Origin of the sequence: Lysinibacillus sp. NPDC093197, assembly GCF_044754025.1 — a bacterium.
GTDB lineage: Bacteria > Bacillota > Bacilli > Bacillales_A > Planococcaceae > Lysinibacillus.
Genome location: NZ_JBIVOH010000003.1, coordinates 78,993 through 104,766, shown reverse-complemented (window position 1 = coordinate 104,766; position 25,774 = coordinate 78,993). Strand labels below are relative to the sequence as shown.

Annotated in this window: 13 protein-coding genes; 8 read left to right on the top strand and 5 right to left on the bottom strand. The window is 37.4% G+C overall.

Annotation, left to right across the window (positions count from 1 at the left end; translation table 11 throughout):
• The gene (locus ACIP9G_RS10550) at positions 1-4,749 is read left to right on the top strand and encodes an endonuclease (protein ID WP_401019187.1); all 4,749 of its coding nucleotides are present in this window, start codon (positions 1-3) and stop codon (positions 4,747-4,749) included.
• 278 nt (positions 4,750-5,027) lie between these two features.
• Positions 5,028-6,026, top strand: a complete 999-nt coding sequence (locus tag ACIP9G_RS10545; RefSeq protein WP_401019185.1) for an acyltransferase family protein — start codon at positions 5,028-5,030, stop codon at positions 6,024-6,026.
• Positions 6,027-6,364: 338 nt separating this feature from the next.
• On the opposite strand, the gene ACIP9G_RS10540 is transcribed toward ACIP9G_RS10545, so the two are convergent.
• Positions 6,365-7,453, bottom strand: a complete 1,089-nt coding sequence (locus ACIP9G_RS10540) for an NAD(P)-dependent alcohol dehydrogenase (protein WP_401019184.1) — start codon at positions 7,451-7,453, stop codon at positions 6,365-6,367.
• A gap of 121 nt (positions 7,454-7,574) precedes the next feature.
• On the opposite strand from ACIP9G_RS10540, the gene ACIP9G_RS10535 reads away from it, so the two are divergent.
• Positions 7,575-8,471: a LysR family transcriptional regulator gene (locus ACIP9G_RS10535; RefSeq protein ID WP_401019182.1), complete on the top strand. Its 897-nt coding sequence runs from the start codon at positions 7,575-7,577 to the stop codon at positions 8,469-8,471.
• A gap of 201 nt (positions 8,472-8,672) precedes the next feature.
• On the opposite strand, the gene ACIP9G_RS10530 is transcribed toward ACIP9G_RS10535, so the two are convergent.
• Together ACIP9G_RS10530 and ACIP9G_RS10525 are read right to left on the bottom strand one after the other, a co-directional pair.
• On the bottom strand, positions 8,673-9,854 hold the full coding sequence (locus tag ACIP9G_RS10530; protein WP_401019180.1) for an alginate O-acetyltransferase AlgX-related protein: 1,182 nt from the start codon (positions 9,852-9,854) through the stop codon (positions 8,673-8,675).
• Between the two features lie 10 nt (positions 9,855-9,864).
• Positions 9,865-11,289 carry an MBOAT family O-acyltransferase gene (locus ACIP9G_RS10525; protein WP_401019637.1) on the bottom strand — a complete coding sequence of 475 codons (1,425 nt, stop codon included), beginning with the start codon at positions 11,287-11,289 and terminating at the stop codon, positions 9,865-9,867.
• A gap of 633 nt (positions 11,290-11,922) precedes the next feature.
• On the opposite strand from ACIP9G_RS10525, the gene ACIP9G_RS10520 reads away from it, so the two are divergent.
• From ACIP9G_RS10520 to ACIP9G_RS10510, 3 genes are all read left to right on the top strand, one after another.
• Entirely contained in the window at positions 11,923-14,979 is a 3,057-nt protein-coding gene (locus tag ACIP9G_RS10520; protein ID WP_401019178.1) for an S-layer homology domain-containing protein, read from the top strand.
• Positions 14,980-15,237: 258 nt separating this feature from the next.
• Entirely contained in the window at positions 15,238-16,731 is a 1,494-nt protein-coding gene (locus ACIP9G_RS10515) for an S-layer homology domain-containing protein (protein ID WP_401019177.1), read from the top strand.
• Positions 16,732-17,076: 345 nt separating this feature from the next.
• Entirely contained in the window at positions 17,077-18,924 is a 1,848-nt protein-coding gene (locus ACIP9G_RS10510; protein WP_401019175.1) for a tetratricopeptide repeat-containing glycosyltransferase family 2 protein, read from the top strand.
• Between the two features lie 292 nt (positions 18,925-19,216).
• Here the strand turns inward: ACIP9G_RS10510 and ACIP9G_RS10505 are convergent, their stop codons facing one another.
• On the bottom strand, positions 19,217-20,473 hold the full coding sequence (locus tag ACIP9G_RS10505) for an efflux RND transporter periplasmic adaptor subunit (protein WP_340820936.1): 1,257 nt from the start codon (positions 20,471-20,473) through the stop codon (positions 19,217-19,219).
• Positions 20,470-20,994 (bottom strand): hypothetical protein, encoded by a 525-nt coding sequence (locus ACIP9G_RS10500; protein ID WP_401019173.1) that lies wholly within the window; start codon positions 20,992-20,994, stop codon positions 20,470-20,472. The genes ACIP9G_RS10505 and ACIP9G_RS10500 overlap by 4 nt, the downstream gene beginning before the upstream one ends.
• A gap of 528 nt (positions 20,995-21,522) precedes the next feature.
• Here ACIP9G_RS10500 and ACIP9G_RS10495 point away from each other — a divergent pair.
• Positions 21,523-25,014 carry a hypothetical protein gene (locus tag ACIP9G_RS10495; RefSeq protein WP_401019172.1) on the top strand — a complete coding sequence of 1,164 codons (3,492 nt, stop codon included), beginning with the start codon at positions 21,523-21,525 and terminating at the stop codon, positions 25,012-25,014.
• A gap of 80 nt (positions 25,015-25,094) precedes the next feature.
• On the top strand, positions 25,095-25,751 hold the full coding sequence (locus ACIP9G_RS10490) for an S-layer homology domain-containing protein (protein ID WP_340820933.1): 657 nt from the start codon (positions 25,095-25,097) through the stop codon (positions 25,749-25,751).
• Positions 25,752-25,774: the final 23 nt, after the last annotated feature.

The window sequence follows — 25,774 nt, the reverse complement described above, 5'->3', positions numbered from 1 at the left end:
ATGTATAAAAAGAACTGGAGAAAGCCAATACATGCTTTTTTAGCGACAAGTCTAATTGCGAGCGCTGTTGTTCCTACAGCAGCACCCTTAAATGCCAAAGCCGCTACGTTAGCAACAGATTTAATAATTTCAGAATACATTGAAGGCAGCAGTTTTAATAAGGCGATTGAAATCTATAATGGTACTGGTGCAACAATCGATTTAGCAAATTATACGTTAGAGATGCATACAAATGGCGTAGCAACTGCTGATAAAACAGTGGCGTTATCAGGAACATTAGAACATGGAGCTACGTATGTGGTGCATCATAAAGACGCAAATGTAGCTATTAAGCAAGTTGGAAATCTAGAAAATTCGACTGTTATTAATTTCAATGGAGACGATCCAGTCGTATTAAGAAAAAATGGGGCAATAATTGATTCTATTGGGCAAGCAATTGGAGCTAAAATAAATTTTGGTGTGGATGTCACATTAGTTCGTAAAAGCTCAGTCACATCTGGAGATACAATCATTGACGATGCATTCAATCCTAGCGAGTGGGATGCATACCCTAAGGATGACTTTACACATATAGGCAGTCATTCTATGGACGGCGGAGAAGTAGGGCCGATTGTTAAGGTAGGTGCAGTAACAGCTTCTACACCTTCAGGAACGGTAGCGACTGGTACTGCAATTGCATTAGCTTCAGCAACGGAAGGCGCATCGATTTATTACACAACGGATGGTACAGACCCGACTTCAGAAAGCACTTTATATTCGCAACCAATTGTTATTGATAAAACAACAACAATAAAAGCAATTGCTGTAGCAGAGGGATTAGATAATAGTGATGTACAAACTTTCAATTATACAGTAGTTGGACAAGAAGATATTCTTTCTATCGCTGATGCAAGAGCAAAAGCTAACGGAACATCAGTAACAATCAAAGGTGTTGTGGCAGGGAAACTGAAAAATACAATCTCTGTGCAAGATGCAACTGGAGGTATTGCAGTTCGTCCGACTAGCTTAAATGCGAATGTTGGTGATGAAGTAACGCTCAAAGGTACGTTAGCTGATTACAGAGGTTTATTGCAATTAGATAGTGCTCAACTCATCGATAAAGTAGCAGGCGTTGGTGAACCAACTGCAAAACTGGTAACAGGAGCAGAGGTAAAGGAAGCCAATGAATCAAAACTTATTACTGTAAAAAATGTCACGCTTACAAATGTTCAAGAAGGAAGCGGCTGGGCAAACTTCACAGCTAGTGATGGTAGCAATTTCTTAGTACGAGATGAAACAGCTACGCTTGGTTTAACTGTAGGCACAACATATGAATCGATTACAGGTATTGTGCAACAGTTCGATAATGATTACCAACTGATTCCTCGTTCTGCATCGGATATTGTAGTGGATAGTACAGCGTTAAAGCCTGCCATTGCATCTCCTGGAAGTGGGACATTTGTGAATAAAACAGCAGTTACTTTATCTACATCGACAGCAAATGCAGAAATCTACTTCACAGTAGATGGCTCAGATCCAACTGTAGGTGGTACGAAATATACAACGCCAATCGAGATTACTCAAAATACAACATTAAAAACAGTTGTAAAAGCGAGTGATGGGAAATTTAGTGAAATTATGACCTATGACTATACTATTACAGATGCCTTGCAGATTCATAATATTCAAGGAGAGGGGCATACTTCTCCGTTTGCGGGTAAAACAGTTGAAGGTATTCAAGGAATCGTGACGTATTCATTTGCTTTAAACGGTAGTACGTATTATACGATTCAAACGCCTGATGAATTGGCGGATAATAATCCAAATACATCTGAAGCTATCTTACTTTATAGTGGGAAAAATGCTTGGCCGATTCAAGTAGGTGATTTAGTATCTGTAACAGGTAAAGTAGATGAATTTGCGTACGATGGCTATAGTGATGCCAACCAAACAGATTTAAAAACAACGCAAATCAATGTTCGTAATGATCAAGGTGGCAAAGTAGAAAAAATAAAGAGTAGCGTAGCATTACCGAAAGCCATTCAAATTGATAAATTAAAAATGTCATTTAGCAAAATTGATAGTGACAATCTTCAAATATTCAACCCGACAATTGATGCTATTGATTTTTGGGAAAGTATTGAAGGTATGCGTGTAGAAGTAGGCGATGTCAAAGCTGTCTCTCCACAAGAACATGGGGATTTAGTGACGGTTTTAGAAAGTGAACCAACGAATACACTTCATGGTGGCGTCTTGTATGAGGAAGGAAAGACAAATCCAAATCGTATTCAATTCAGATTAGAACCAAATGGAACAGCTCGTGATTTCGAAGTTGCTACAGGTGATAAGTTTAAGGGACCTATTACGGGTATCGTTGGCTACTCTTATCAAAACTTTAAAATCTATGTGCCATTAGATGAGATGAAACAAGCACATGTAAAAGGGACTGCAAAACCTGAGACAACAAAGATTGTTAAAGCGGATGATAAGTTAACAATTGCATCTTATAACTTAGAAAACTTCTCGAATAATAAAACGTCGACATCAGATGATAAAGCACGTAAATTAGCACGCGCAATCGGTGTCGATATGAAAACGCCGGACATTGTTGGGGTTACGGAAGTACAAGATAATAACGGCGAATCGACTGGTGATTCTAAAGCAGATCAAAGTTATAAACGATTGATTGATGCCATTAAAGCTGCAAGTGGCGTTGAGTATAAGTATGTCAATATTGATCCGGTGAATAATGCAGACGGTGGTGCACCTAACGCAAATATTCGTGTTGGATTCCTTTACAATCCAGAAAGAGTGAAGTTGAAGGAAGGTATCCCAGCAGGCGATGCGACTACTGCCGTTAGTTATCAAAACGGTAAATTAACGCTAAATCCAGGTCGAATTGATCCTACGAATGAAGCATTTAATAGTAGCCGTAAACCGTTAGCTGCACAATTTGAATTCCAAGGTGAAGATGTGGTCGTTATCGCTAACCACTGGAATTCTAAATCTGGTGACACGCCATTATTCGGAGCAAAACAGCCACCGGTTTATGGAAGTGAAGTGCAACGTAAAAAAATCGCAACGATTGTAAATAACTTTGTTAAAGACATTAAATCAAAAAATGCAGATGCAAACATTGTATCTTTAGGTGATTTTAACGACTATCAATTTGCTGAAGCTCTTAAGATTCATGAAGGTGCTGAGATGACAAATATGATTAATAAAGCGGAAGACGCTGATCGTTACACGTATTTATATCAAGGGAATTCGCAAGTATTAGATCATATTTTAGTTTCTAATAACCTTAAAGACAAAACAATCATTGATATTCTTCATATTAATGCTGACTTTACAGATATGGCAGGACGTGCAAGTGACCATGACCCAGTAATGGTGCAAATTGACTTGAAAAAAGGTTCTACTGTTGAACCGATTGAAGCTGAGATCACTTATAATTTAACAAACTTTAAAACAAACAAATTAACAATCACAAAGCCTAGTGTGGCATTACATTTAGATGCTAAATCAGTTATTTCTGAAGGCGTATTCCTGAAAGGGAACTATACTGAGCTTCACGGTGAGGGCTTTAAAACGACAAATGTTATCATCAATCCAGATCAAGCAGGTGCCATTGTTGACTTAAAAGGCAATACCTTTAAAAAGATCACGATTGACGGTAAAAATGTAAGTGAAATTAGAGGCGCCGACAATATCGACTTAAAATTGATTGAACTGAAGAATGGTGCAACGCTTGAACAAATTAAATTTACGAATTCTAAAGGGGATCCCATTGTGGATCCTTCTTTACCTTCTGAAAACAAGCAACCAATCATTAAAAAACCTTTTACAAATAAAACAGTAGGTGTAGGAACGGCAATTACAATTGATTTAACGGAACATTTCGCTGATCCGGATAATGACACACTTACGTTTACAGCTACAAAAGGTACTGTAAACGGAAAAATATTAACGCTGAATTTAGAAGAAGGTAGTCACATTGTTGGCGTTACGGCATCCGATGGCAAGAAAAGTATCACTACCAACTTTAGTGTTACAGTAAACGCTAACGACTATTATGCAGCTGCCTATGACAAAGAAGGTCAAGCGCTAAAAAAAGCACTTCACGATATCATTTCTAAACAAAAGGTACTTTCATATGATGATGCTTGGGAGGCATTAAGATATACAGATGAAGATCCAAATAATTTAAATAATGTACTGTTATTTTACTCTGGGAAATCAAGCCCTAAATCAAACAATGGTGGTAAAGTAGGAAACTGGAACAGAGAGCATACGTGGGCAAAATCACATGGTAATTTTGGAACGAGCAATGGACCAGGAACAGATATTCATCATTTACGCCCTACAGATGTTTCAGTGAATAGCTCGAGAGGAAATTTAGATTTTGACAATGGTGGCAGTCCAGTGTCGGGTTGTAACGGTTGCTTGAAAGATTCGGATTCATTCGAGCCGCCTAATAATGTAAAAGGTGATGTAGCACGTATCTTATTTTATATGGCAACTCGTTATGAGCCAGGCGATAAAGTTGACCTTGAATTAAATGAAAAAGTTAATAATGGGACAGCTCCTAATCATGGTAAACTTTCTGTCCTTTTACAATGGCATCTACAAGATCCCGTAGATGAATTTGAAAAACGAAGAAACGACAGAATCTACGAAGTTCAAGGTAATCGCAATCCATTTATCGACCACCCGGAATGGGTAGAAACGATTTATGGTAAAAAAACGGCATTACAGATGGCAAATTAATCAGAATAATATATTGGTAGCCCACTTCAATTGGATGTGAAGTGGGCTTTTAGTTTTTTAGGGCAAGTACCTGACTGTTATATGGATGAAAAATTATAAATCCAAATCTTTTGGAAGATATGGAGAGACTCAAATTTTTTCATATTTGCTATCCTAAACGAAAACATTTGGAAATGAGTTAAAAAGCTTGCTGTAGTAGATGCCAAGTACGACCATTGCATTAATCGACATTCTATGACATGCTTAATAGAGATATAAAGTACTAGGAGAATGTTGTAGTGATTAAAGAGTGGGATTTACTACGTGTGGTGGCATGTCTATCCATTTTACTATTGCATACATCATCGTGGGTTATTATGGAGGTTGGATCAGAGCCAGAGCAACCGTTGTATTTGTTTTTACGAATTGCGCTTTGCTATGCAACACCGACGTTTATTGTGTTATCCATTTTAATATTGTCGAATCGTTATCGTGAAAAGCTACCGACTAATTTTTGGTCGAGTCGCATTCAATATATTTTTGTGCCTTTTTTAGTGTGGGCTTTTTTAGATGCGTTATTGGTTGAGTCAATTTACCAGAAGGGCTTGCTATGGGACAAGTATTATCACAATGTTGTGTCTGGCGAGTTTGTTGGCTGGTTTGTCGTAGTCATTATGCAGCTGTATATGGTGATTGGGCTGATGAAGCGTTTCAAGTGGTCAATTGCGTGGTTTTTACCCATTAGTGTATTGATTACACTTGTGCATCATGCAATCATTTTATTGCCGTATCCAATATTTGAGGACAATGTGATGGTTATACGCTTACTGTTTACGGGTTGGCTCGGTTATTTTGCTGTAGCATATGCGATAGGTGTTTATTATGAACAATTAGCCGTGCTGGCAAAGAAGTATCGCGGAGCGACCGTTGTTTTTGTCATACTATCTGCGCTGTTCTTATATATTCGTGTGCAACTTGGTTACATAGATGTACACTCGAGACGGCTCGATTTAGTGCCACTTGTCGTAAGTGTTGTACTTTGTGTGATTGCTTGGGGACAGTTAATACCATCGACGAAAGTTGTACGGATAATTAGTCAATATGCATTTATGATTTACCTCATCCATTGGGAGGTTTTACGCCTATCAACAAGCTGGTTCGTGGCGCATTTTGATAGCACACTGACGCGTGTTCCACTGCTTATGCTGTGGACGCTTGTTATTTGTATTGGGCTGACAAAGCTACTGTCATACCTACCATTTAGTCAATGGATTGTCGGAAAACTAAAGAAACGATAAAAGCAGTGATTTCTATAGTAGAAATCACTGCTTTTTGGTTTGTAGAGGAGTGAAACGCCGGTAGCTTCGAGTAAATCGCCTGTAGACTCGAGTAAATCGCCTGTAGACTCGAGTAAATCGCCGGTAGACCTGAGTGAAACGCCGGTAGCCTTGAGCGAATCGCCGGTAGCCCCGAGCGAATCGCCGATAAACCCGAGGGAATCGCCGGTAGACTCAAGTGAAACGCCGGTAGCCTCGAGAGAAACGCCGACAACCCTGCGCGAATCGCCACTAAACTTGAGTGAAACGCCAACAACCCTGTGAGAAACGCCACTAAACCTTGAACAAGCACTAAAACATTATTGAATACGCAAAATCGGTTTAATTGCCTCGCCGTTTTTTGATGCTAAAAATGCTTCATTGATTTGGTCAAAATCGTAGAATTTCACCAATTTATCGAATGGGAATTGGCCAGCTTTATAGTAGTCCACTAATTGAGGGATAAATACATTTGGTACTGAATCACCTTCAATGACACCCATCATTGTTTTACCTTCAGCCATGATATCATTGTGCACATCGATAGTCATTTCTGGTGTTACACCAACTACTGCTGCAACGCCTAGTGGACGTAGCGCTTGTAAACATTGGCGAACTACTGGAGGAACGCCTGTTGTATCGACTGCGTATTTTGTACCGCCATTTGTTAATTGTTTAATTTCTTTTACCACATCTACTTTTGTTCCGTTAAATGTATGTGTTGCACCTAGCTCTTTTGCTAAATCTAAGCGTGAATCGTGTACATCGACAGCAATAATTGTTTTACAGCCTACAATTTTTGCAGCCATAATCGCACTTAAACCTACAGCGCCAGCACCATAAATAGCAATTGTTGAGCCGAACTCTGGTTTGATTTTATTTAAAACAGTACCTGCACCTGTTTGTATACCACAGCCTAAAGGTCCGAGTAATGCTAAATCCACATCTTTATCTACTTTGACAACATTACGTTCATGCGAGATGGCATAAGTACCGAACGAAGATTGACCGAAAAATGTTGAAAGTGGCTGGCCATCTTTAGATAAACGATGTGTGTAATCATCATGTGTACCGCCAAAGTTTAAATCGTTGAATGTTTCACAAACTGTTGGGTGACCTGTTAAACAGTTATCACAATGTCCACAATGCGCAAATGAAAGCACAACATGATCACCTTTTTCTAAACGAGTTACACCTTCACCGACTTCTTCAATAATTCCTGCTCCTTCATGTCCAAGCACAGCAGGTAGTGGGGCGATTGCGGCATCACGTGCAACAGCATCTGTATGGCAAACACCTGTACTAACAATTTTCACTAACACTTCATTCGCTTTTGGACCTGCTAGTTCTACTTCTTCAATAATAAAATCTTGCCCTTGACCAGGTGTAACTGCTGCTTTAATTTTCATAAATACTCCTCCGTTTAGTATAGATTATTGAAATTCGCTATCATTGTAATCGTTTGCAAATATCGCTACAATATATTCAAATCTATATCTATATTCATTATGATTCATAAGGGGAAATACTATGCAGTTTTTACAGTTACAATACTTTTTAGCTGTGGCAAGGACGGAGCATATGTCTCAATCTGCACTTTCTTTAAATATTACACAGTCATCATTAAGCAAAACGATTGCCAAATTAGAAGATGAAGTAGGTGTCCCTTTATTCAATCGAGATGGGAAGAAAATTCGTTTGAATCGTTATGGAAAGTATTATGCGCAGGAAGTAGAGAAAGCATTAAAAATCTTACAAGAGGCACATGAAGAAGTACTAGAAATGGCTGATATAGAGGAAGATCGTGTATCTATTAGTGTGATGAGCTCGACAATCTTACCGCCCATATTTAGAAGTTTCTATGATCGTAGACCGAATATTCGAATTCAGCAATCCATTCTCCCCGATTCAGTAGCAAAGGAACGTCTAATTAGTGGGGAAATTGAGTTATGTGTTTCCAATACACCGATTACAGGAACTGATATTGAATGGCTTCCTGTTTTAAAGGAACGATTAGATTTGATTGTTCCTAAAAATCATAGACTTGCACAATTTGATGAAATTGATTTACTAGAAGCAAAAGACGAACGTTTTATAGGATACAAATCTGGTTTAGAATCTATTAGCATGTTTGAGAAATGCTGTTTACAAGCGGGGTTTACACCAAACATAGTATTTGAAGGAACGGAAATGTCGATTGTTTTACAACTTGTTAATGAAGGACAAGGGATTACATTTTATCCGCAGTATTCATTTTTAGGTGAACAACTAGCGAATACTAAAATCATTCGCTTGAAAAATAGCCACTGCTATCAAATGGTAGGTTTCGCTTGGTTAAAAAACAAAAAGTATTCATATGTATCAAAGCAATTCCGTCAACATATGATTCAAGCTTTTATAGATATTAATAATAAAAATTATAGATAAGAAAAAGCCGAATAAAGTATTCGGCTTTTCTTAATTTATATATTCGATAGAACTCGGAGTATCGCCGGTAAACTGGAGGAAATCGCCGATAGAACTTGGAGCATCGCCGGTAGCCCGACAGGAATCGCCGATAGAACTCCATGAATCGCCGGTAACCCAGCAGCAATCGCCGCTAGAAATGAGCGAGTCGAACAATGAAGCTTATTCCGGCATTAGTTTTAGATTGCGATCGTTATAGGCAAGGACGACATAATCTGGTTGCATGTTTTGTAAGTATGAAATGATGTCCTTATCCAAATAACGTAAGTCTAAAATTGTTACGGTTTTAAAGTGACTTGCTACGTGAAATTGGATGGTGTTAAAGTATGAATCTTTAATGACGACGAGATGTTTGTCGCTGTCATAGTTTTGGTTGACGAGAGTAAGCTCAGCGAAGTCGCGACTGTATGCTTCAGCGTAGTTCACGACTGCATCGGGACTCATCTGTTTTGCGCGACCGTATACTGCTTCGTATGGTGCAGTGACCCCACCTTCAATCGTACCGTCGTAAATAGTAAATTGCGTTGCGAACGAAGCGGGCTCGTTGTAGCAAATTTTTTCATTATTATCGACGGTCATATACAGTATTTTATTCCAAGAGCCGGCGAATTTATTTGGTAAGCAAACTGTATTGGCCTCATCAAATGGAATTGTTGGTATCTTCTCGCCAAGTCGTTTGCTTAGTGTATTGATAAGTGCTTCGTAGCCAGAGTATGCACCTTGTATTGTCCAGTGATGATCTGTTTTAAAGAAGTTGCGCTCTGCAGAAAAGTCGTCCTGCATTTCATCATATAGACGAATATTGTCTACACCAGCAGCTGTAACAAGTTCGTGCAGTTTGGTGTTGTTGGCAATACCAGCATCTTCAGGCATAAAGCTTGGACTTGGCTCACGAGAGTAGGTTGCCTTAGCTGGTAGTGAGTAAAATGTAAACGGAATATTTTTTTCGGCTAGCCCTTCGCTTAAACGTTTTAAATCGGAGGCAAAGGAAGCTAGCTCTTCTTCAGTTTTTGCTGCGGCTGGTTTAGAAATGATCCAGCCGCTTTTATCATCTACTGCGTACTTATCATTTAAATAAGTTTTGCCCACAACACGTTGAAAGTTAACATAATTGCGCATCCATGTATCTCGAGCAGGAAATTGATCGGAAATATAAGATTCTACCTGTTTGGACCATTGTCCTGAGAAGATTTCCTGTGGACTTGGCGTGATGTTGGCAGATTCTAATGGTCGGTTTTCCATCTCTGATTGTGGACGATCCACTGTTAATACATGCACGACAAAACCACCGAAAATGATGCAAAAAAATGTAATTGGTAAAAGTAACGTTTGTATTTTTCGCATGATGTCCCACCTAAAATCTAAAGTAAATGAATGGATTATGTGTTGCGTTTACTAAAAACATCGTGATAAATAACAAAAGAGCGCCATAGTAAATTGTTTGCGTAATGCGTAGCCCCCAGTCAAATGATAGGGAAGCGGTAGCTTTTTGTTCGCTCCAATCTTGATAAAGTTTATAGATTGGCATTGCAAATATAATAGCGATAACAAAGTAAATAGCATAATCCTTCGTCAGTAAAATCGTTTCATAGTTATACAATGCTGCGTCTGATAACCCAAATAATGTTTTGATAAATGCAAATGCATATGTAAAGTCATTCGCTCTAAAGAAAACCCAGCCAATCATGACAATAATAAGAATATACATATGTCGGACTACACGTGGAATACGTTCCAACCATTTCAACAATACCCATTTTTCCAAGCAAATTAATATCCCGTAGTAAAAGCCCCATGCCATAAAGGTCCAGCTTGCACCATGCCAAAAACCAGTTAGTGTCCAGACAACAAGTAAATTACGATATAACTTCCATTCGTGGCTAACGCGACTTCCACCAAGTGGGAAGTAGACATAGTCTCTAAACCAACTGCTGAGTGAGATGTGCCAGCGACGCCAGAAGTCTGTAACAGATTGAGCTATATATGGATAGTTAAAGTTCTCTTCAAATTTAAAGCCAAAAATACGTGCTAACCCAATTGCCATATCACTATAGCCTGAGAAGTCGAAGTAGATTTGTAGGGAGTACGCTAAAATTCCAATCCATGCAGTACCAGTTGTTAAGTCCCCACCAGATAAGCTAAATACGTGATCGGCTACTTCACCCATTGGATTTGCGATAAGTACCTTTTTCGCTAAGCCTTGTACAAAGCGACGCGTCCCAATCATCCAATCGTCTGCTGTAGAGATACGTTTTTTTATTTGCTCAGCTACCGATTGATAGCGAACGATAGGGCCTGCAACGAGCTGTGGAAATAATGTAATGAAAAGTGATAAATCCAAAAAGTTGCGTTGTGCCTTTACGTCCTTGCGATAAACATCGATAACATAGCTAAGTGCTTGGAACGTGTAAAATGAAATGCCGATTGGCAGTGGAACAGCCTGCCATTCAATTGGCTGTGCCAAATAATTGTTAACAATGTCCACGAAAAAGCCAGCGTATTTGTAATAGCCTAAGATGGCTAAATTACTAACAATGACTAACCAAAGGAGTGTTTTTCTCTTAGACTGTGAAACTGTATTTTCGATGACAATGCCTAGCACATAGTTGAGTACGATAGACAGCATCATTAAAAGCACATATTTCGGTTCACCCCAAGCGTAAAAGAACAAACTAGCCAACAGTAAAATCGTATTGCATAGCATCTTCGGAGAGATGAAGTACACAATAATTACTAATGGCAAAAAGACATATAAAAAAATAAGACTACTAAATACCATTTCTGTCAAATCCCCATCTCTGTAAATGATAGAACTTAGCGAATTGCCGAGGTCGCTGTTAAAACCTTGAAGATGCCGGTACCGTGAGCAGAATCGCTAAAAGAAAGTCGTGAATCGACGATAGCCCCAAGTGAGTCGCAAATAGAACTGTGGGAGCCCCCGATAGCCCCTAAGTAAATTGCTTGTAAACCCAGTCATACCGCTGATTGAAGCCCATTATTTCTTAATAGAATATAGTGACTATCGCTAGATTCTGGTTTCCATAAAATCTTAATCCAATTTTCCAAGGGAATTAATGAATAAATTACCTATATTATTGTAACGTAAATTCATGATTTGTTCACTATTCCTTTAAGTGAGAAAATTGTCTTAGCTAAAAATATATGGAAGGGAAAAAGTCTCGATACCCATGGGTAAAATGGTATATTTTCCGCATAAAAGCAACGCTTGTCTACTAATTGTTGGATGGTAAAACACTATATAAAAAACTAAAATATGTATGTATAACCAATGATGTATTACTGTTACCACATCTTTCATTCCAGATATTTCACATAGATATGTATGTTCTACTTCTCTTATAATAGAATCGTAGTCATAAAAGTGGCTAATTTATCTAGGAGGTTTTTAGACATGAAACAAAAATATAGCAAATGGGTTGTCGGCGCAGCATCAGCAGCTCTAGTAGCATCAGCAATCGTACCAGTAGCAAGCGCAGCAAGCTTTTCTGATATTGAAACAAGTGATCACAAGGACGCTATCTTAGCATTAGCGGACGCTAAAATCGTAGGAGGTTACACTGACGGTACATTCAAACCGAACGCAGTGGTAACACGCGGTAACGTAGCAAAATTCTTAGGTAAATGGTTAGTTTCTGAAAAATATGAAATTCCAGCTGATTACAAAACAGAAGCTCGTTTCACTGACCTTCCAACTTCAGCTCCAGACCAAGAATTACTACAATATGCAGCACTTGTTAAAGATGCAGGCGTATTCAAAGGTTCTAACAACCAATTAATGTACACAAACAACATGAACCGTGAACAAATGGCAGTAGTATTAGTACGTGCTATCAACACTGTTTATGGTGTAGATTTAGTAGCAGATTACAAAGAATCTGACTTCAAATCTGCTATCACAGATTTAGACAAAACTACAGCTACAGAAAACCGTGAAGCAATTATCGCTTTAGAATATGCTGGACTTACAAACGTTAAAGCGTTCAACCCTAAAAACTCTTTAACTCGTGGTCAATTCGCATCATTCTTACACCGTACAATCACAAACGTTGGTGAAGCAGTTTTAACTGTTAAAGAAGCTAAAGTTGTTGACGCAACTACATTAGAAGTAACTCTTTCTGATGACACTAAACACACTGTAAAATTAGAAACTCCACTTGTAGAAAACAAAGAAACTAAAGTAGAGTTCGAAATTGACGGTAAAACTTATTCAGCTGTAGTTACATATGAAGTAACTGAAGTTAAATTAGAATCAGTAAAAGCTGTTAACGCTAAAACAATCGAAGTACAATTCAACAAAGCAGTAGAAGATACTACTAAAGCTAAAGTTGAATTACTACGTGGTACTTTCAAACAAAACGTAACTCTAGTTTGGTCTGAAGACAAAAAATCAGTTCAATTAGTAGGAGCTACAAACTTCCAAGCAGCTGATTACACTGTAAACATTGCTGGTTTAACTGAAAATGTATTAACTAGCACAGTTAAAATCGAAGCTCAAAAAGTAACTTCAATTGAAGTTTTAGACGAAGTAGCTGTAGTTGACAAAGCAGTTAAAGCTGACGGCACTTTCGATGCTGGTACAACTGCAACTGTTGGTTATGTAGTTAAAGACCAATATGGTACAGATATTACAAAAACAACTTCTTTAAAAACAAATGATAATGCTAATACAACTGTTGTTGCTGATTCAGCTAAAGGTGTAATTAAATTATCAGGTGCTGTTGTAGAAGGTAAAAAAATCGGTGATATCGTACCAGTAGTATTATTCGATGCTGCTACAGGTACTTCAGTTTCTAAAACTGTAAAATTATCTGCTGAATCTACAGTTTCTTCTATTGAAGTAGCTGGTGTTTATAACGCTAAAGGTGAAGAAGTAGCTTTAAATGATTCTTCTAAAGCTTCTGATGCTTATATCGTATTAAACCTTAAAGATCAATATGGTAAAGAAATTACTGATGCTGCTAAAGCAACAGGTTTAGTTATCACAAACACAAACACTACAAACTTAACAATTGCTAACACTGTTTCTAAAGTGAAAATTGGCGATAAAGATAAATTAGTAGTTGCATTATCTTCAATCTTAAAAGCTGGCGACACTGATGTGTTATTAATTTCAACAACTAACGGTCAAACAGCTAAATATACTGTTAAAGTTGCAGAAACTTCTACAACTAATGCAATCTCTGTTTCTCAACCAGAAATCGCTGTTGCTGAAGAATCTACATTAATCCCATTAACAGTTACTGATAAAGAAGGCAACGTAATCACTAACAAAAAAGTATTAGCTGATGCTAACAAAGGTATTAAAGTTGGCGGTACTACAGTTGCTGAATCAGCTCTTGAAGTGAAAGATGGTCAAGTTTACTACAAAACTACATTCAACACTGCTGGAACACAAGCATTAGTATTCCAAACTTCAACTTACAAAGTTGCTACTATTACTGTAGATGTTAAAGCTAAAGCAGTTCCAACTGTAGTTCGTGGACTTAAAACTCCTTTAGTACTTTCAACTGCTCAAGCTCCAGTAACAATTACAGCTAAAGATCACTTAATCATCGAAGACCAATATGGTCGTGAAATGAAAAACTCTGCTGAACCTGTAACAGTTACATTAGTTGGAACTTCTGACGTAGTTTCTGTAAGTGGTAATCAAGTAACAGCTCTTAAAAACGGAACTGCAACATTAAATGTGGCACTTACAACTCCAAATGGCACAATTGATTCTGCTGTTGAAGTAAAAGTACAAGTTACTGATGGTACTGAATACAACGGTTATGAAATTGCTGAAATTGGTAAAACTAAAGTAGCAACAGACAAAAACATCACTATTAACGGTTTACTAAACGGTGGTAAAGTTGCTCTTGAAGCGAACGAATATACTGCAACAGTAACTGGCGGTAAATTAGCTGCACCTCAAGATGTAACTACTGGTAAAGTAAACATTGCTGATACAGCTTTAAACACTGATTCAGCAACACCAGCTAACAAAATTGACACAGAATTCACATTAAAAGTAACAATTAATGCAACTGGTCAAGTGTTAGAACAAAAATTCGTTGTTTCTGCTGACGCTGAAAAAACACAAGATTTCTTCTTCACAGCATCTGCTGCATCAGTTAATTTAGCTGATTACAACGCTGCTAAAGCTATTACAGAAGCTACATTAGTATCTGGTTCAACTGTAGCAAACTTAAAATCTACAGGTGATGCACCAGTAGTAGTAAACGTTGCAACTGTTGACCAATATGGTAACAAAGCAATTTCTGCACTTGTAGCAGAAACAGTTACAATCGTACCTGAAAAAGTAACAGATGTTAAAATTTCTGGTAACGGTACTGCAGCTGCAACAGCTACATTAAATGCAGATGTTAAAGAAGCTAAAGTAACTTTAAAAATTAAAGTTGGTAACGCAACAAAAGAATTAAAAGTAACAATCGTTGCTGCATCTTAATAAATAGCGTAAAGCTATAAACTAGTTTACTAGTAACTAGCCTTGTGATTAGATGAAACTTTTTGTTTCATCATGGTCACAAGGCTTTTTTGATGGAGAGAAATCCCTGTAAATGAAGCAATACCTCTAGCATTGGGGTATTGCTATTTATAGTAAGTACAGCATCAAAATACATAACTATAGAAGAATATGAAACTTTTACTATTACCTCCACGTATTATCAAGTATGATAGATAAAATGTTTAGGGGGATGAGCGGATGAAGCGTAACAGTTTATTTCAAGGAGCAATCGTTGCGGCATTAGCAACAAGTGCCATTGTCGTGGTACCGACAGCGCAGGCAGCAGAAGGTTTTAGCGATGTTGATCTGTCGAAAGAATATGGAGCAGCGGTAAAAGATTTAGCAGCAAGAGGTATTATCAATGGATATTCAGATGGTACATTCAAGCCATTTGCTGATGTTACGCGTGGACAAGTTGCGAAAATTTTAGCTAACTTATTAGCGTTAGATACGCAAAACGTGATAGATCCACACTTTACGGATGTTCAGCAAAGTGATGAATACTATGGCGCAATTGCTGCTTTAGCTAATGAAGGAATTACGTCGGGCTTTGCGAACGGTAGCTTCGGTGTGAATCAAGCTATTACTCGCGAACAGTTAGCGAGTATGTTAACGTCTGCCTACCAATTAGTCAATAATGCAGAAGATTGGACACTGCCATTTACAGATGTTGTGAAATACTCCGATGCGTATTATGCAATTGGACCTTTGTTTGAACAAAACATTACAAAGGGGATTACAGCGACTACATTTGGTTTAAAAGAAACAGTGAAGCGTTCGCAGCTCGCATTGTTTATTCAACGCATAGAGGCGATGCAAGCGAATCGAGTTTTACAGAAATTTTCTGCAAGCGAACTTGGTGCAAGTCAACTTGATGCCTACTCTTATGACAATATTGCGACTGATGGTGAGCATGAATTTTTCAAAATTCACCAAACAACGAATGGTGTAACAGTAGAGGCATTGCGAGAAGGCTCGGGCTACTTCGTGTTAATTGGTTACAATATGGATAAGGAAGAAAACTATGAGGTCGTCGAGACACAAAAATATAAGATTGTTGTTACAGAAGTAGACGGCAAACTCCAGCTCAATTGCCAGCAAACGGATGAAATAACACCTGGTGTAGCACTCCTTTTTGAGGAAGAGTTAGGTTTTAATCCGGCTCACATTCAGCTAACAACTGCAAACGGTTATGAGGTAAGTGATAAAGTCTATGTGTATCAACCATTTAATTTTGATGGTTGGGAGGAAGAAAGCATTCCGAAAGGCGGCAATTACGAGTTAAGGCTACTGCAGGCAGGAGATTATATTGCGACATTATCTGATGGTAAAGGTCAATCTGTACGCGTCGGCATTCGTGCTGAAACGGATGGTTTTGATATGTATACTTCTGCAGCTGTTGAAATAAGTAGCGAATTCATTCCAACAAGTGAAATAGGCTTTACGGTTAAGGATGTTAACATCGAGCAATATACAGGAGCAACGATTGATCACAAAATTGTTGAGGTTGAAAATTCAGCAGATGGTGTAACAATTAAAAGAGTTGGAAAAGGAGAGGCCCTTTTTGCCATTCGCCTAAACGGCACAAATGGTGAGAAACTTTACGTACACGGCATGATGTACGAAGTAAGTGGTATAGCATCTATGTACTACGAGCTAGCAACGCAACAAGATATGGAAAATTCATGGTGAACCGCCGATAGACTGCCGGAAACCGCCGATAAAACAACTGGAATCGCCGATAGACTATGGTGAATCGCCGATAGAACCTTTGAAATCGCCGATTAAATCCAGAAAATCGCCGTTACCCTAGGTAAATGGAGCTCTCTTATGTGATAATAAGTCAATTGTCGTTGACTTTTGCATCATATAAGAGGGCTTTTCTGATTTCATGCCCACGTAAAACCTTCATTACTGTAACAAATCAAGTGAAATATGAATAATGATATAACTATGACCATTGTTCCTAATTCACTTTAGTACAAAATAAATTGTTAGCATTATGTTTTCCTAAAGGATCTAATGAAGGAGGATTACATGAAACCTCATATTTTAATTGCCAGCCCTGTGCGACAAAAACCATATATTTTGGCGTATTTTTTAACTTCACTGCAATCGTTAAATCAAGATGAACTTGTAGTGGATTTTTTATTTATAGATGATAATGACGATAAACAATCGACAGAACTTTTAGCGTCATTTCAATCAAAAAACGAGCGTGTAAAAATTATTAAAAATGATCAACAAAATGATATTTATATGAAAGATGATAAAACACATTATTGGACAGATTCATTAATAGAAAAAGTGGCAAAAATGAAAGACTCTATTATAGAGCATGCTATTGAATTCAACTATGATGGATTATTCCTTATCGACTCAGATTTAATGCTGTATCCGAATACACTACAAAATTTATGGAATGAACAAAAAGACATCATTTCAAATGTTTTCTGGACCGAATGGCAAAAGGATATAGAAGCATTACCTCAAGTTTGGATGATGGATGAATACACATTATATGAAATAAAAAATGGAGAAAAATTGGAACCAATAGAGATCGCAAATAGAACTGCTGCTTTCATAAAGCAATTAAAAGTACCAGGGGTATATGAAGTGGGCGGGTTGGGTGCATGCACATTAATAAGTCGAAAAGCACTTTTAAAAGGCGTTCGTTTTAAACAGATGAAGAACTTATCTTTTTGGGGCGAAGATCGACATTTTTGCATAAGAGCAGCTGCATTGGATTTACAGTTATTTGTAGATACACGTTTTCCTGCATTTCATATTTATCGAGATTCCGACTTACTAGGTGCACAAAAATTTAATAATGAAATCCTCACTGAAAAAAAGGAAAAAGCAACAGTTAGCTTATGTATGATAGTCAAAAATGAAGAACAAGTTTTAGCACGTTGTTTATCTTCCGTTCAAGGACTTGTTGATGAAATCATCATTGTAGATACTGGTTCATCAGATAAAACGAAAGAAATCGCAAGGCAATACACAAATAATATTTATGATTTTGAATGGATAGACGACTTTTCAAAAGCACGTAATTTTTCATTTAGCAAAGCAACAAAAGACTATATTTTATGGTTAGATGCAGATGATATTTTACAGGAAAGCGAAAGACTACATTTTTCGAGCTTAACAAAAGAACTAAGCTCTAAAGAAGTGGACAGTGTAATGATGGATTATCATTTAGCATTCAATCATAATGGGGAGCCGACATACAGCCTTAAAAGAAACAGACTAGTAAAACGTTCGTGCAATTTTACTTGGGTTGGAGCAGTCCATGAATACTTATCTGTTCATGGCAATATAATACAGCGTAATATAGCGATTACTCATCGTAAAGAGAAAGCATATACAGACCGAAATATAAAAATCTATAAACAAAGAGAAGAGCAGGGAATGGAATTTTCGGCGCGTGATTTATTTTACTATGGAAATGAATTAAAAGATCACGCCATGTACGAAGAAGCGGTAGAAAAATATAATCAATTTTTATTAACAAAACAAGGTTGGATAGAAGATGAAATAGCAGCTTGCTTGAAGGTAGCGGAATGTTATGAAATGCTACATGCTCCTGATAAACAATTGCAATATTTATTTAAAACATTGTCATATAGCCTGCCTCGTCCAGAATGTTGTTGTCGCTTAGGTGCAAGGTTTTTAGTAGATGAGCAATATGATCAAGCTATCTATTGGTATGAGCAAGCAATAATAGTAAAAAACCAACCGAAGCAAGGAAATTTAATCGACCATGCAGCTTGGACTTGGCTACCGTATGTTCAATTAGCTGTCTGTTATGAGCGATTAGGACAATATCAAAAAGCTCAAGAATATAAAGAACTAGCACTACAATACAATGCTACAAAATAAGAAGTGCGTAGGAGTCGCAAAATTGTTTGAGTGCCTGGCACTTCGTATAGATACTTTCCATTAGGCTTTCCGCGGGCACAGTGTAAGCCGCAACCTTCACTGTCGTTCGTTTGTTGATGCTTACAACTTGTGCTGTTCCCGCAGGAGTCTACGTGGATTTAATATAGTAAATTGTTTGAGTGCCTGGCACTTCTCGTGGACACTTCAAGCGACAAAAAAGGTAACAAGAGTGAACACCTCTTGTTACCTTTTTAGGTTGAAGCTAGGTCTGGCTAGCTTCCTTAATTTTGTTTTAGAAAATAATGTATTTGACGTAGTCTTTCCAGCCAATTTCTTTGAAGTTTTGCCATTCTATTTTTTTAACAGGCATTGAGCAGAAGGAGCGTGCTAAAATGTTGCGTTGTTCATTAGCTAAAATCGGTGTGCCTTCATCGAAGTAACTTGTGAAAATCGTTGAATTTGCAGTTGAAAAGTCAACGTCAATATCTTCAAGGCGGATTTTTCCGTTTTCATCGATAATATATACGCTCTTGGCACCTTTTGCTTTTTTAACCCAAGAAGACTTTACTTTATAAGCATCGAGCGATTCGTTAACAACAATTGAAGCTTGACCGACTGTTGAAAATGGAATATTTTCTAACACATCGTCCTGCTGTAACGTTACTTCATAATTAGTTGGTTTCGGCAGTTTCGCCGATTTTGCTAATTCATTTGCCCATGTAGAGTCATGATTTGTTGCGATCATCTGTTTTTCAAGTACTACACCAGATAAATCATCTTTAAAATGTTGTAAATCAAAATTTACCGTTTGTCCCGCTAAAACCTTTTGCCATTCATCCTCCGATAAGTAAGCAAGCAATGCTTTTTCAGTTGAATAAATTTCAAATGTCACCGTACCAGCTTCTTCGATAATGTTGGAAATAACGCCATCAACAGGGCTAATTACTCCTTGCCGTGCTTGGATTTGTGCAATTTGAGCATCCATTACGGAAATTTGACGTGTCGCTTCCGCAATATGACGGTTTAAAATAGCGACAGCTGTTGATGGTGAATTTTGTTGGCCTAATTCTAATTTAACTGTGACATTTAATTTATCACTAATTTGGTCTGTATTGATTGAACTTTTCGGATTCGTTTTGTCTCCGAATTCAGATTCTACTTGTGATAAAGCAGATTCTAAATCACTCAATTCGGTTTCATATGCATCCCGTTCAGCTTCTAACTTCGTTAATTCATCGTCGACTTCCTCAGTTTTATAGGTAGCTAGAAGATCGGTTGCTTTAATATCCTGCCCACGCTTTACGTTTACAGCTGATAAAGTTTTTGCATCTGCAGAAATTGTATACGTTTCTGCTGGCGCAACAATTGCATCCTTTTTCACCGTTTCTACACGGTCACCAGCGGTAGCTCGTTGAAATTCATCAACAAAATAGGAACGCGCTACTTTACTATTATCCTTGAAAACGAAGAAGGCATTCACGCCAACTAATAGCGCTATCACGATGATACTAAGGCTTGTCCAAGGTCTGGATTTAATAATACGCATCATCCTAACCCCCTTGTAATCCATTCTTGTAGTGGTAACACGCTAATCATTCCAACAATAACAGCCATTATTACCTGGAGTACGATAATTTTTGCTAATAGTACTTTACGATCTGACGCTTCCTCCCATTTTGAAAGGAAAGTAAAGTGCACAATAATCGTCAGCACAGTAGTTACCGTTAACTGATTAATAATGAATAACACAACATCCTTATCCAATACTTGCTGTATAACAGGGGCAAGTGAAAAGAAGGAGAACGATGTAGAATAGCCAACTGCATAGAACACTGCAAATAAAATGGCCTTTTCAATAAGCAAAAATGCTACCACGTATAACTGCACTTTTTGAATCCATTTGTAAGGAATGTCCGTTAATAGATGTAATATATATGTAACGCCATAATAGTGGAAGCAAAAATAAATGATTCCCCAGACAATGGCTCCGACCATTGATAGCAAACGGGCTGTATAGTATTCATCCTGGTGATTCATTGCAAATAAAGATGTTAAGTTTTCAGTGCCCATACCCCAAAACTCGCGTATCACAAAAAGGAGCAAAAAGAGTATGAAAACCGTGAATGATCGTTTTTTATAGCCCCTTATTTCTCCTGACTCAATAGCCTGTGTAAAGTTCGTGGGGTGCGTTAAGCTATGCCAAAACTTGTAGTGATAAAACATATCTAGCTCCCTTTCTAGTAAATTAAATATTAAAGATGTAGTATACACCTAGTTACTGGTAAATGACATAGTATAAATGCTAGTTTTTTTAAGGAATTTTCTCGATATGGTGGGACTTTCATTAGGCTCAATTCCATATAATCGATGCGGGATAAATGCGTCTAATACAATTATATAGTATCCTAACAATAACTTCCTTTAAAAAGTCTATTCTATCTAAAAATAGCAATTATCTGTAAGTTAGTAAAGGAAGTACGTGAGTTTACTAGATTAGCTTGAAATCAAGTTACAAATACCGATACTTAAGATAGTAGATTCGCGATAAATGATACATATCTATGTTCCTATATAACGTAATAAGAAAGGATGAGCAAGTTGAAGAAACCTTTAAAAGTGGGTGTCCTAACAAGCCTTTTATTAACACCGACTGCACTTGCAAATGCGCAAGAAGCACAACCACAAACAGGATCACAAACTGAGCAAATAGCTTATGTGAATACCGTAGCTGCAACTGATTCGAGAAGTAAAACAATTGAACAATTCGGTAAGCTTTCAGAAACATCAACAGCAAATGACATGGTCATTGCAGACGGAGATGTAAAAGTATTAAGCACTACTGATTTCAATGAAAATGAACGAGCATTTATTGAAGCGAAGTATGATTATGTAGTTGCACAACGAGAGTTCGTTAAGAAATTAACTGATATTGGTAAAAGTATCAATGCATTATCTTATACAAGTAAAACATTTATAGCGGATGTTGCAAAAGTTCAGAAAGACTATGAAACATTTTTAGGATCAGATTCAAATGCCAATTCCTATCTTGCTGTTCAACAAGATTTTAAGGACGCCGTGAATACAGCATTAGAAGCTGAGGATGCAAAGGGCATTGTATCGGCTGTTCGTGGTACCTCTCTACAATATGGCTATGACGAGTCCGAGCGTAACAATTATTTTAAAAAGAACGGTGCAGATATCGCAAAGCTTGTAAAAATGAATGACGATGCAACTGCGGCGAAAGTAACAACTGCTAAATTAGATGCTTTTGTTAGCGTACTAGAAAATACGTCATCAACTTCTACTCAAATCGCTGAAGCAGCAACTGAAGTAACGACAAGTTACAGCACACTGACTGCTGATCAAAAGAAAATTATTACTGCCTATAATCCAAACAATACAACAGCTACGCCATATAAAAAATATACAGATGTGTTAACGAACTTATCATCAGCAGATAAGATTGTCGCAAGTATTACGCAACTGATAGCAAAAAAACCAGAAGATTTCCCAACGGCTGCAAGCTTTATTAGTGCTGTAACAGCGATAGAAACAGCATACAATAATTTAAAGGATGCAGATACAAAGCGCTTAGTATCAAATTACAATGACCTTCAGCCATATCAAGCAGCAGTTAATGTTTCCAAGCAAATTACTGCGTTACGTATTTCCAACACGGATGCGTATCGTACTTCAGTAACGGCGGCAAAAGCGGAATACGATCAGCTAACTAAAAAAGATTTTGTGAAAAATGTGACTGATTTACAATTGGCTGAAGCTAATATTGCAGCTGCAAAAGTAATTGAAACACTTATTTCTGACATTGCTACAGCGCCAGATGTAATCACGAAAATCGAAGAAGCACGTGCAGCCTATAATACGCCTGTAGCACCCGATGGTCAAAAAATCGATGCAGCTAGTGTTAAAAAAATCGTTAACAATTTGGCAGAGTTAACGAGCTGGGAAAGTTCAAATAAAGCAGTGTTAAATGTCATCACGCTTGTTGAAAAACTAGATCCAGCAGCGAAGGATTATACAAAAAAGGCAAAGGCAGCTAACACAGCATATTTAAAATTGGATACATCAAAGCGTGAGTTCGTAAAAAGCTATAAAGCTAATAAATTAAAAGACCAAGTAGATGCGATGAGCCTCATCGATCCTATATTGGCTTTAAATACTTCACGAAAAGATTTCAAAGAAACCGTTGCAGCCTTGAAAGCAGAATATAATAAACTATCACCTGAAGCACAAAAATTAGTAACGAACTATCCAGCTCTATTAACAGCAGAAAGTTACATCACTACAGCTCAACAGTTTGATGATAAAGTAATAGCGTTAGCTAATGAATCAGATGCTACATTTGTCGCAAAAGTAGTGGAGTTGTCTGCAGAATATAAAGCCATGGACAAAAATGCGAAAAAATTAGTGACGCAATATAAAACATTAACAACGTACGAGAAAAACAATGCCAATGTTGTGAAAGTTATTAATTTAATCGCTGCTTTAAATCCAACGAATAAAGACTATACGAAAAAGGTAGTAGCAGCTCGTAAAGCTTTTAATGCATTAGATACAGCATCCCAAAAGCGTGTGACAAACTATGAACAGTTAACAGCTGTTGAAGATGTTGCATCTTTAATTGGCTTAATAGAAACATTGAAGCCAACGAGTAAAACATTTTTAAACGATTTAAAAACTGCTCGTGCAAATTATGACGCACTGCCTCAAGAAAAACAGCAAGCAATCATCAACTATGAAAAGCTTGTGACAGCAGAAACAGAGCTAACTTCTGCGAGTACAGTCATTGCTTTAATCGATGCGGCAGTTCCTGGAGAAGAAAATTATTTAACGAAATTAATGAATGCCCGTGTTGCTTATGACAAATTAACAACAGGACAAAAAAAGCTTGTCTCAAACGTAAAGTTATTAACGGATCGTGAAAAACAAGTAAAACCAATTTTAAACGTTATGGTGCAAATAGATAACTTAGACCCAAGCTCAAATAGCTTTGTTAGTAAAGTCAATGCAGCACAAAAAGCGTATGAAAAATTGACAAAAGACCAAAAGGCGTATGTCAGCAATATGGCAACGCTACAAAGCTACGAACCGTTAGCAAAGGTTATAGAATTAATTGGCAAGCTAAAAGCTTCGAGTAAAACATTCCATAATGATACTGTACAAGCCCGCGCATTATATGATGCACTAAGTAAGGACATGCAGCAGTATGTTACAAACTATAAGCAGTTACAAGCTGCTGAAACAAGTATTTTAGGTGCAGGGAATGTTCAACGTATGATTGAGGAATTACCATATATTGAGCCACATCAATATGTAAAACGCATTGAGGAAATTCGTGCAGCCTATAATGCATTACCTAAAGAGCAACAAATGGCAGTCGAAAATTATAAAGCATTACAAGATCAAGAAAAAATTATTAAGCCAGTTATTAGCGTTATCAATGAGATTGATAAGCTGATGACATCGAAAAATATGGACAGTCAATATCAAAAGATTTTAAAGGCGTATGATAATTTAAACGCTACACAACGCAAATACGTTTATAATGAGCAGTTGCTTCTGTCATTAGATAATGTCATTAAAGTGTACAAGAGTATTGCGGCTTTAAAACCAAGCGATAAAATGTACTTTGGTATGATTGAGTCAGTACGTAAAGATTACGATAGTTTAAATACAACAGATAAACAAAGAGTATCGAATTATTCAATCTTACTAGAAGCAGAGAAAAACATGAGCGAAGTGAAAAAAGTTGTGGAGCTTATCGCTAGTCTTTCTCCAACATCAAGCACGTATATCCAAGATGTAGCGAACGCAGTAGCAGCATATAAGGCACTAGACTCCAAAGTAAGAGGACAGGTTATCAACTATGATAAGTTGAAAAATGCTGAAAAAGATATAGCTGCAGTTCTCAAAGTAGTAGATGCTATTGCAGAACTAGATCCTGATGCAAAGACATTTGAAAAGAAAGTGATTGCTGCACAAAAACTATATAGTTCACTATCACTGGAACAACAAGATTTAGTTTATAACTATCGTATTTTACAAGAGCATATAAAGGAATTAGGGCTGTAATAAAGAATGAAGAGAGGGTATGTCCCTCTTTTCGTTATTTTTTTATAGAGGTCAATCAATGTAAAAAGGGGCGAAGGACAATGGAAATAAAGCAAAAATACGCATGGGCGTTTGCTACGGCTTTAGTTGTGGCACCTTGTGTTGCAGTCATCCCTACTCAAGCAGCTGCAATGCCATTTGTAGATATTAAAAAAAGCGATAGCGAGATGGAGCTATATAATGCAGTTAGCGAACTGTATAGCAAAGGAATCGTATTTGGTACAACGTCTACAACGTTTAGCCCTTATCAACAATTAACACGTGGAGAAGCAGCTTATTTTTTAGCGCAAGCACTTCATTTACAAACGAGCAATGTTGATAATCCTGGCTTTAGTGATGTCCCAACTTCACATCAATATTATGGACCAATTGCAGCGCTTGCAGCTAATGGTATTATCCAAAAAGGGACCCACTATAATCCAAATGCTTCAATTAAACGTAGTCAAATGGCAAAAATGTTGACATTGGGCTTTCATTTAAAACAAGCGACATCATTAACTGCTCCCTTTACAGATTTTACAAAGGATGCTGAAACCAATCATTATATTCAAACGTTATTAGATTATGGGATTACACAAGGTACAAGCTCTACGACATTCTCACCATATACGGATGTTCGACGTGGTCAAATGGCTTTATTCCTTTATCGCATATTACAAAAAAATGACGATGACTTATACATTATTGGAGTTGAATAGAAAGACCAACATCACTCTTAGGA

Bases quoted from the DNA above. Each gene is read 5' to 3' on its own strand.
- ACIP9G_RS10490 (WP_340820933.1), top strand. From the start codon at position 25,095: ATGGAAATAAAGCAAAAATACGCATGGGCGTTTGCTACGGCTTTAGTT.
- ACIP9G_RS10550 (WP_401019187.1), top strand. From the start codon at position 1: ATGTATAAAAAGAACTGGAGAAAGCCAATACATGCTTTTTTAGCGACA.
- ACIP9G_RS10515 (WP_401019177.1), top strand. From the start codon at position 15,238: ATGAAGCGTAACAGTTTATTTCAAGGAGCAATCGTTGCGGCATTAGCA.
- ACIP9G_RS10500 (WP_401019173.1), bottom strand. From the start codon at position 20,994: ATGGGCACTGAAAACTTAACATCTTTATTTGCAATGAATCACCAGGAT.
- ACIP9G_RS10540 (WP_401019184.1), bottom strand. From the start codon at position 7,453: ATGAAAATTAAAGCAGCAGTTACACCTGGTCAAGGGCAAGATTTTATT.
- ACIP9G_RS10520 (WP_401019178.1), top strand. From the start codon at position 11,923: ATGAAACAAAAATATAGCAAATGGGTTGTCGGCGCAGCATCAGCAGCT.
- ACIP9G_RS10510 (WP_401019175.1), top strand. From the start codon at position 17,077: ATGAAACCTCATATTTTAATTGCCAGCCCTGTGCGACAAAAACCATAT.
- ACIP9G_RS10530 (WP_401019180.1), bottom strand. From the start codon at position 9,854: ATGCGAAAAATACAAACGTTACTTTTACCAATTACATTTTTTTGCATC.
- ACIP9G_RS10505 (WP_340820936.1), bottom strand. From the start codon at position 20,473: ATGATGCGTATTATTAAATCCAGACCTTGGACAAGCCTTAGTATCATC.
- ACIP9G_RS10535 (WP_401019182.1), top strand. From the start codon at position 7,575: ATGCAGTTTTTACAGTTACAATACTTTTTAGCTGTGGCAAGGACGGAG.
- ACIP9G_RS10525 (WP_401019637.1), bottom strand. From the start codon at position 11,289: ATGGTATTTAGTAGTCTTATTTTTTTATATGTCTTTTTGCCATTAGTA.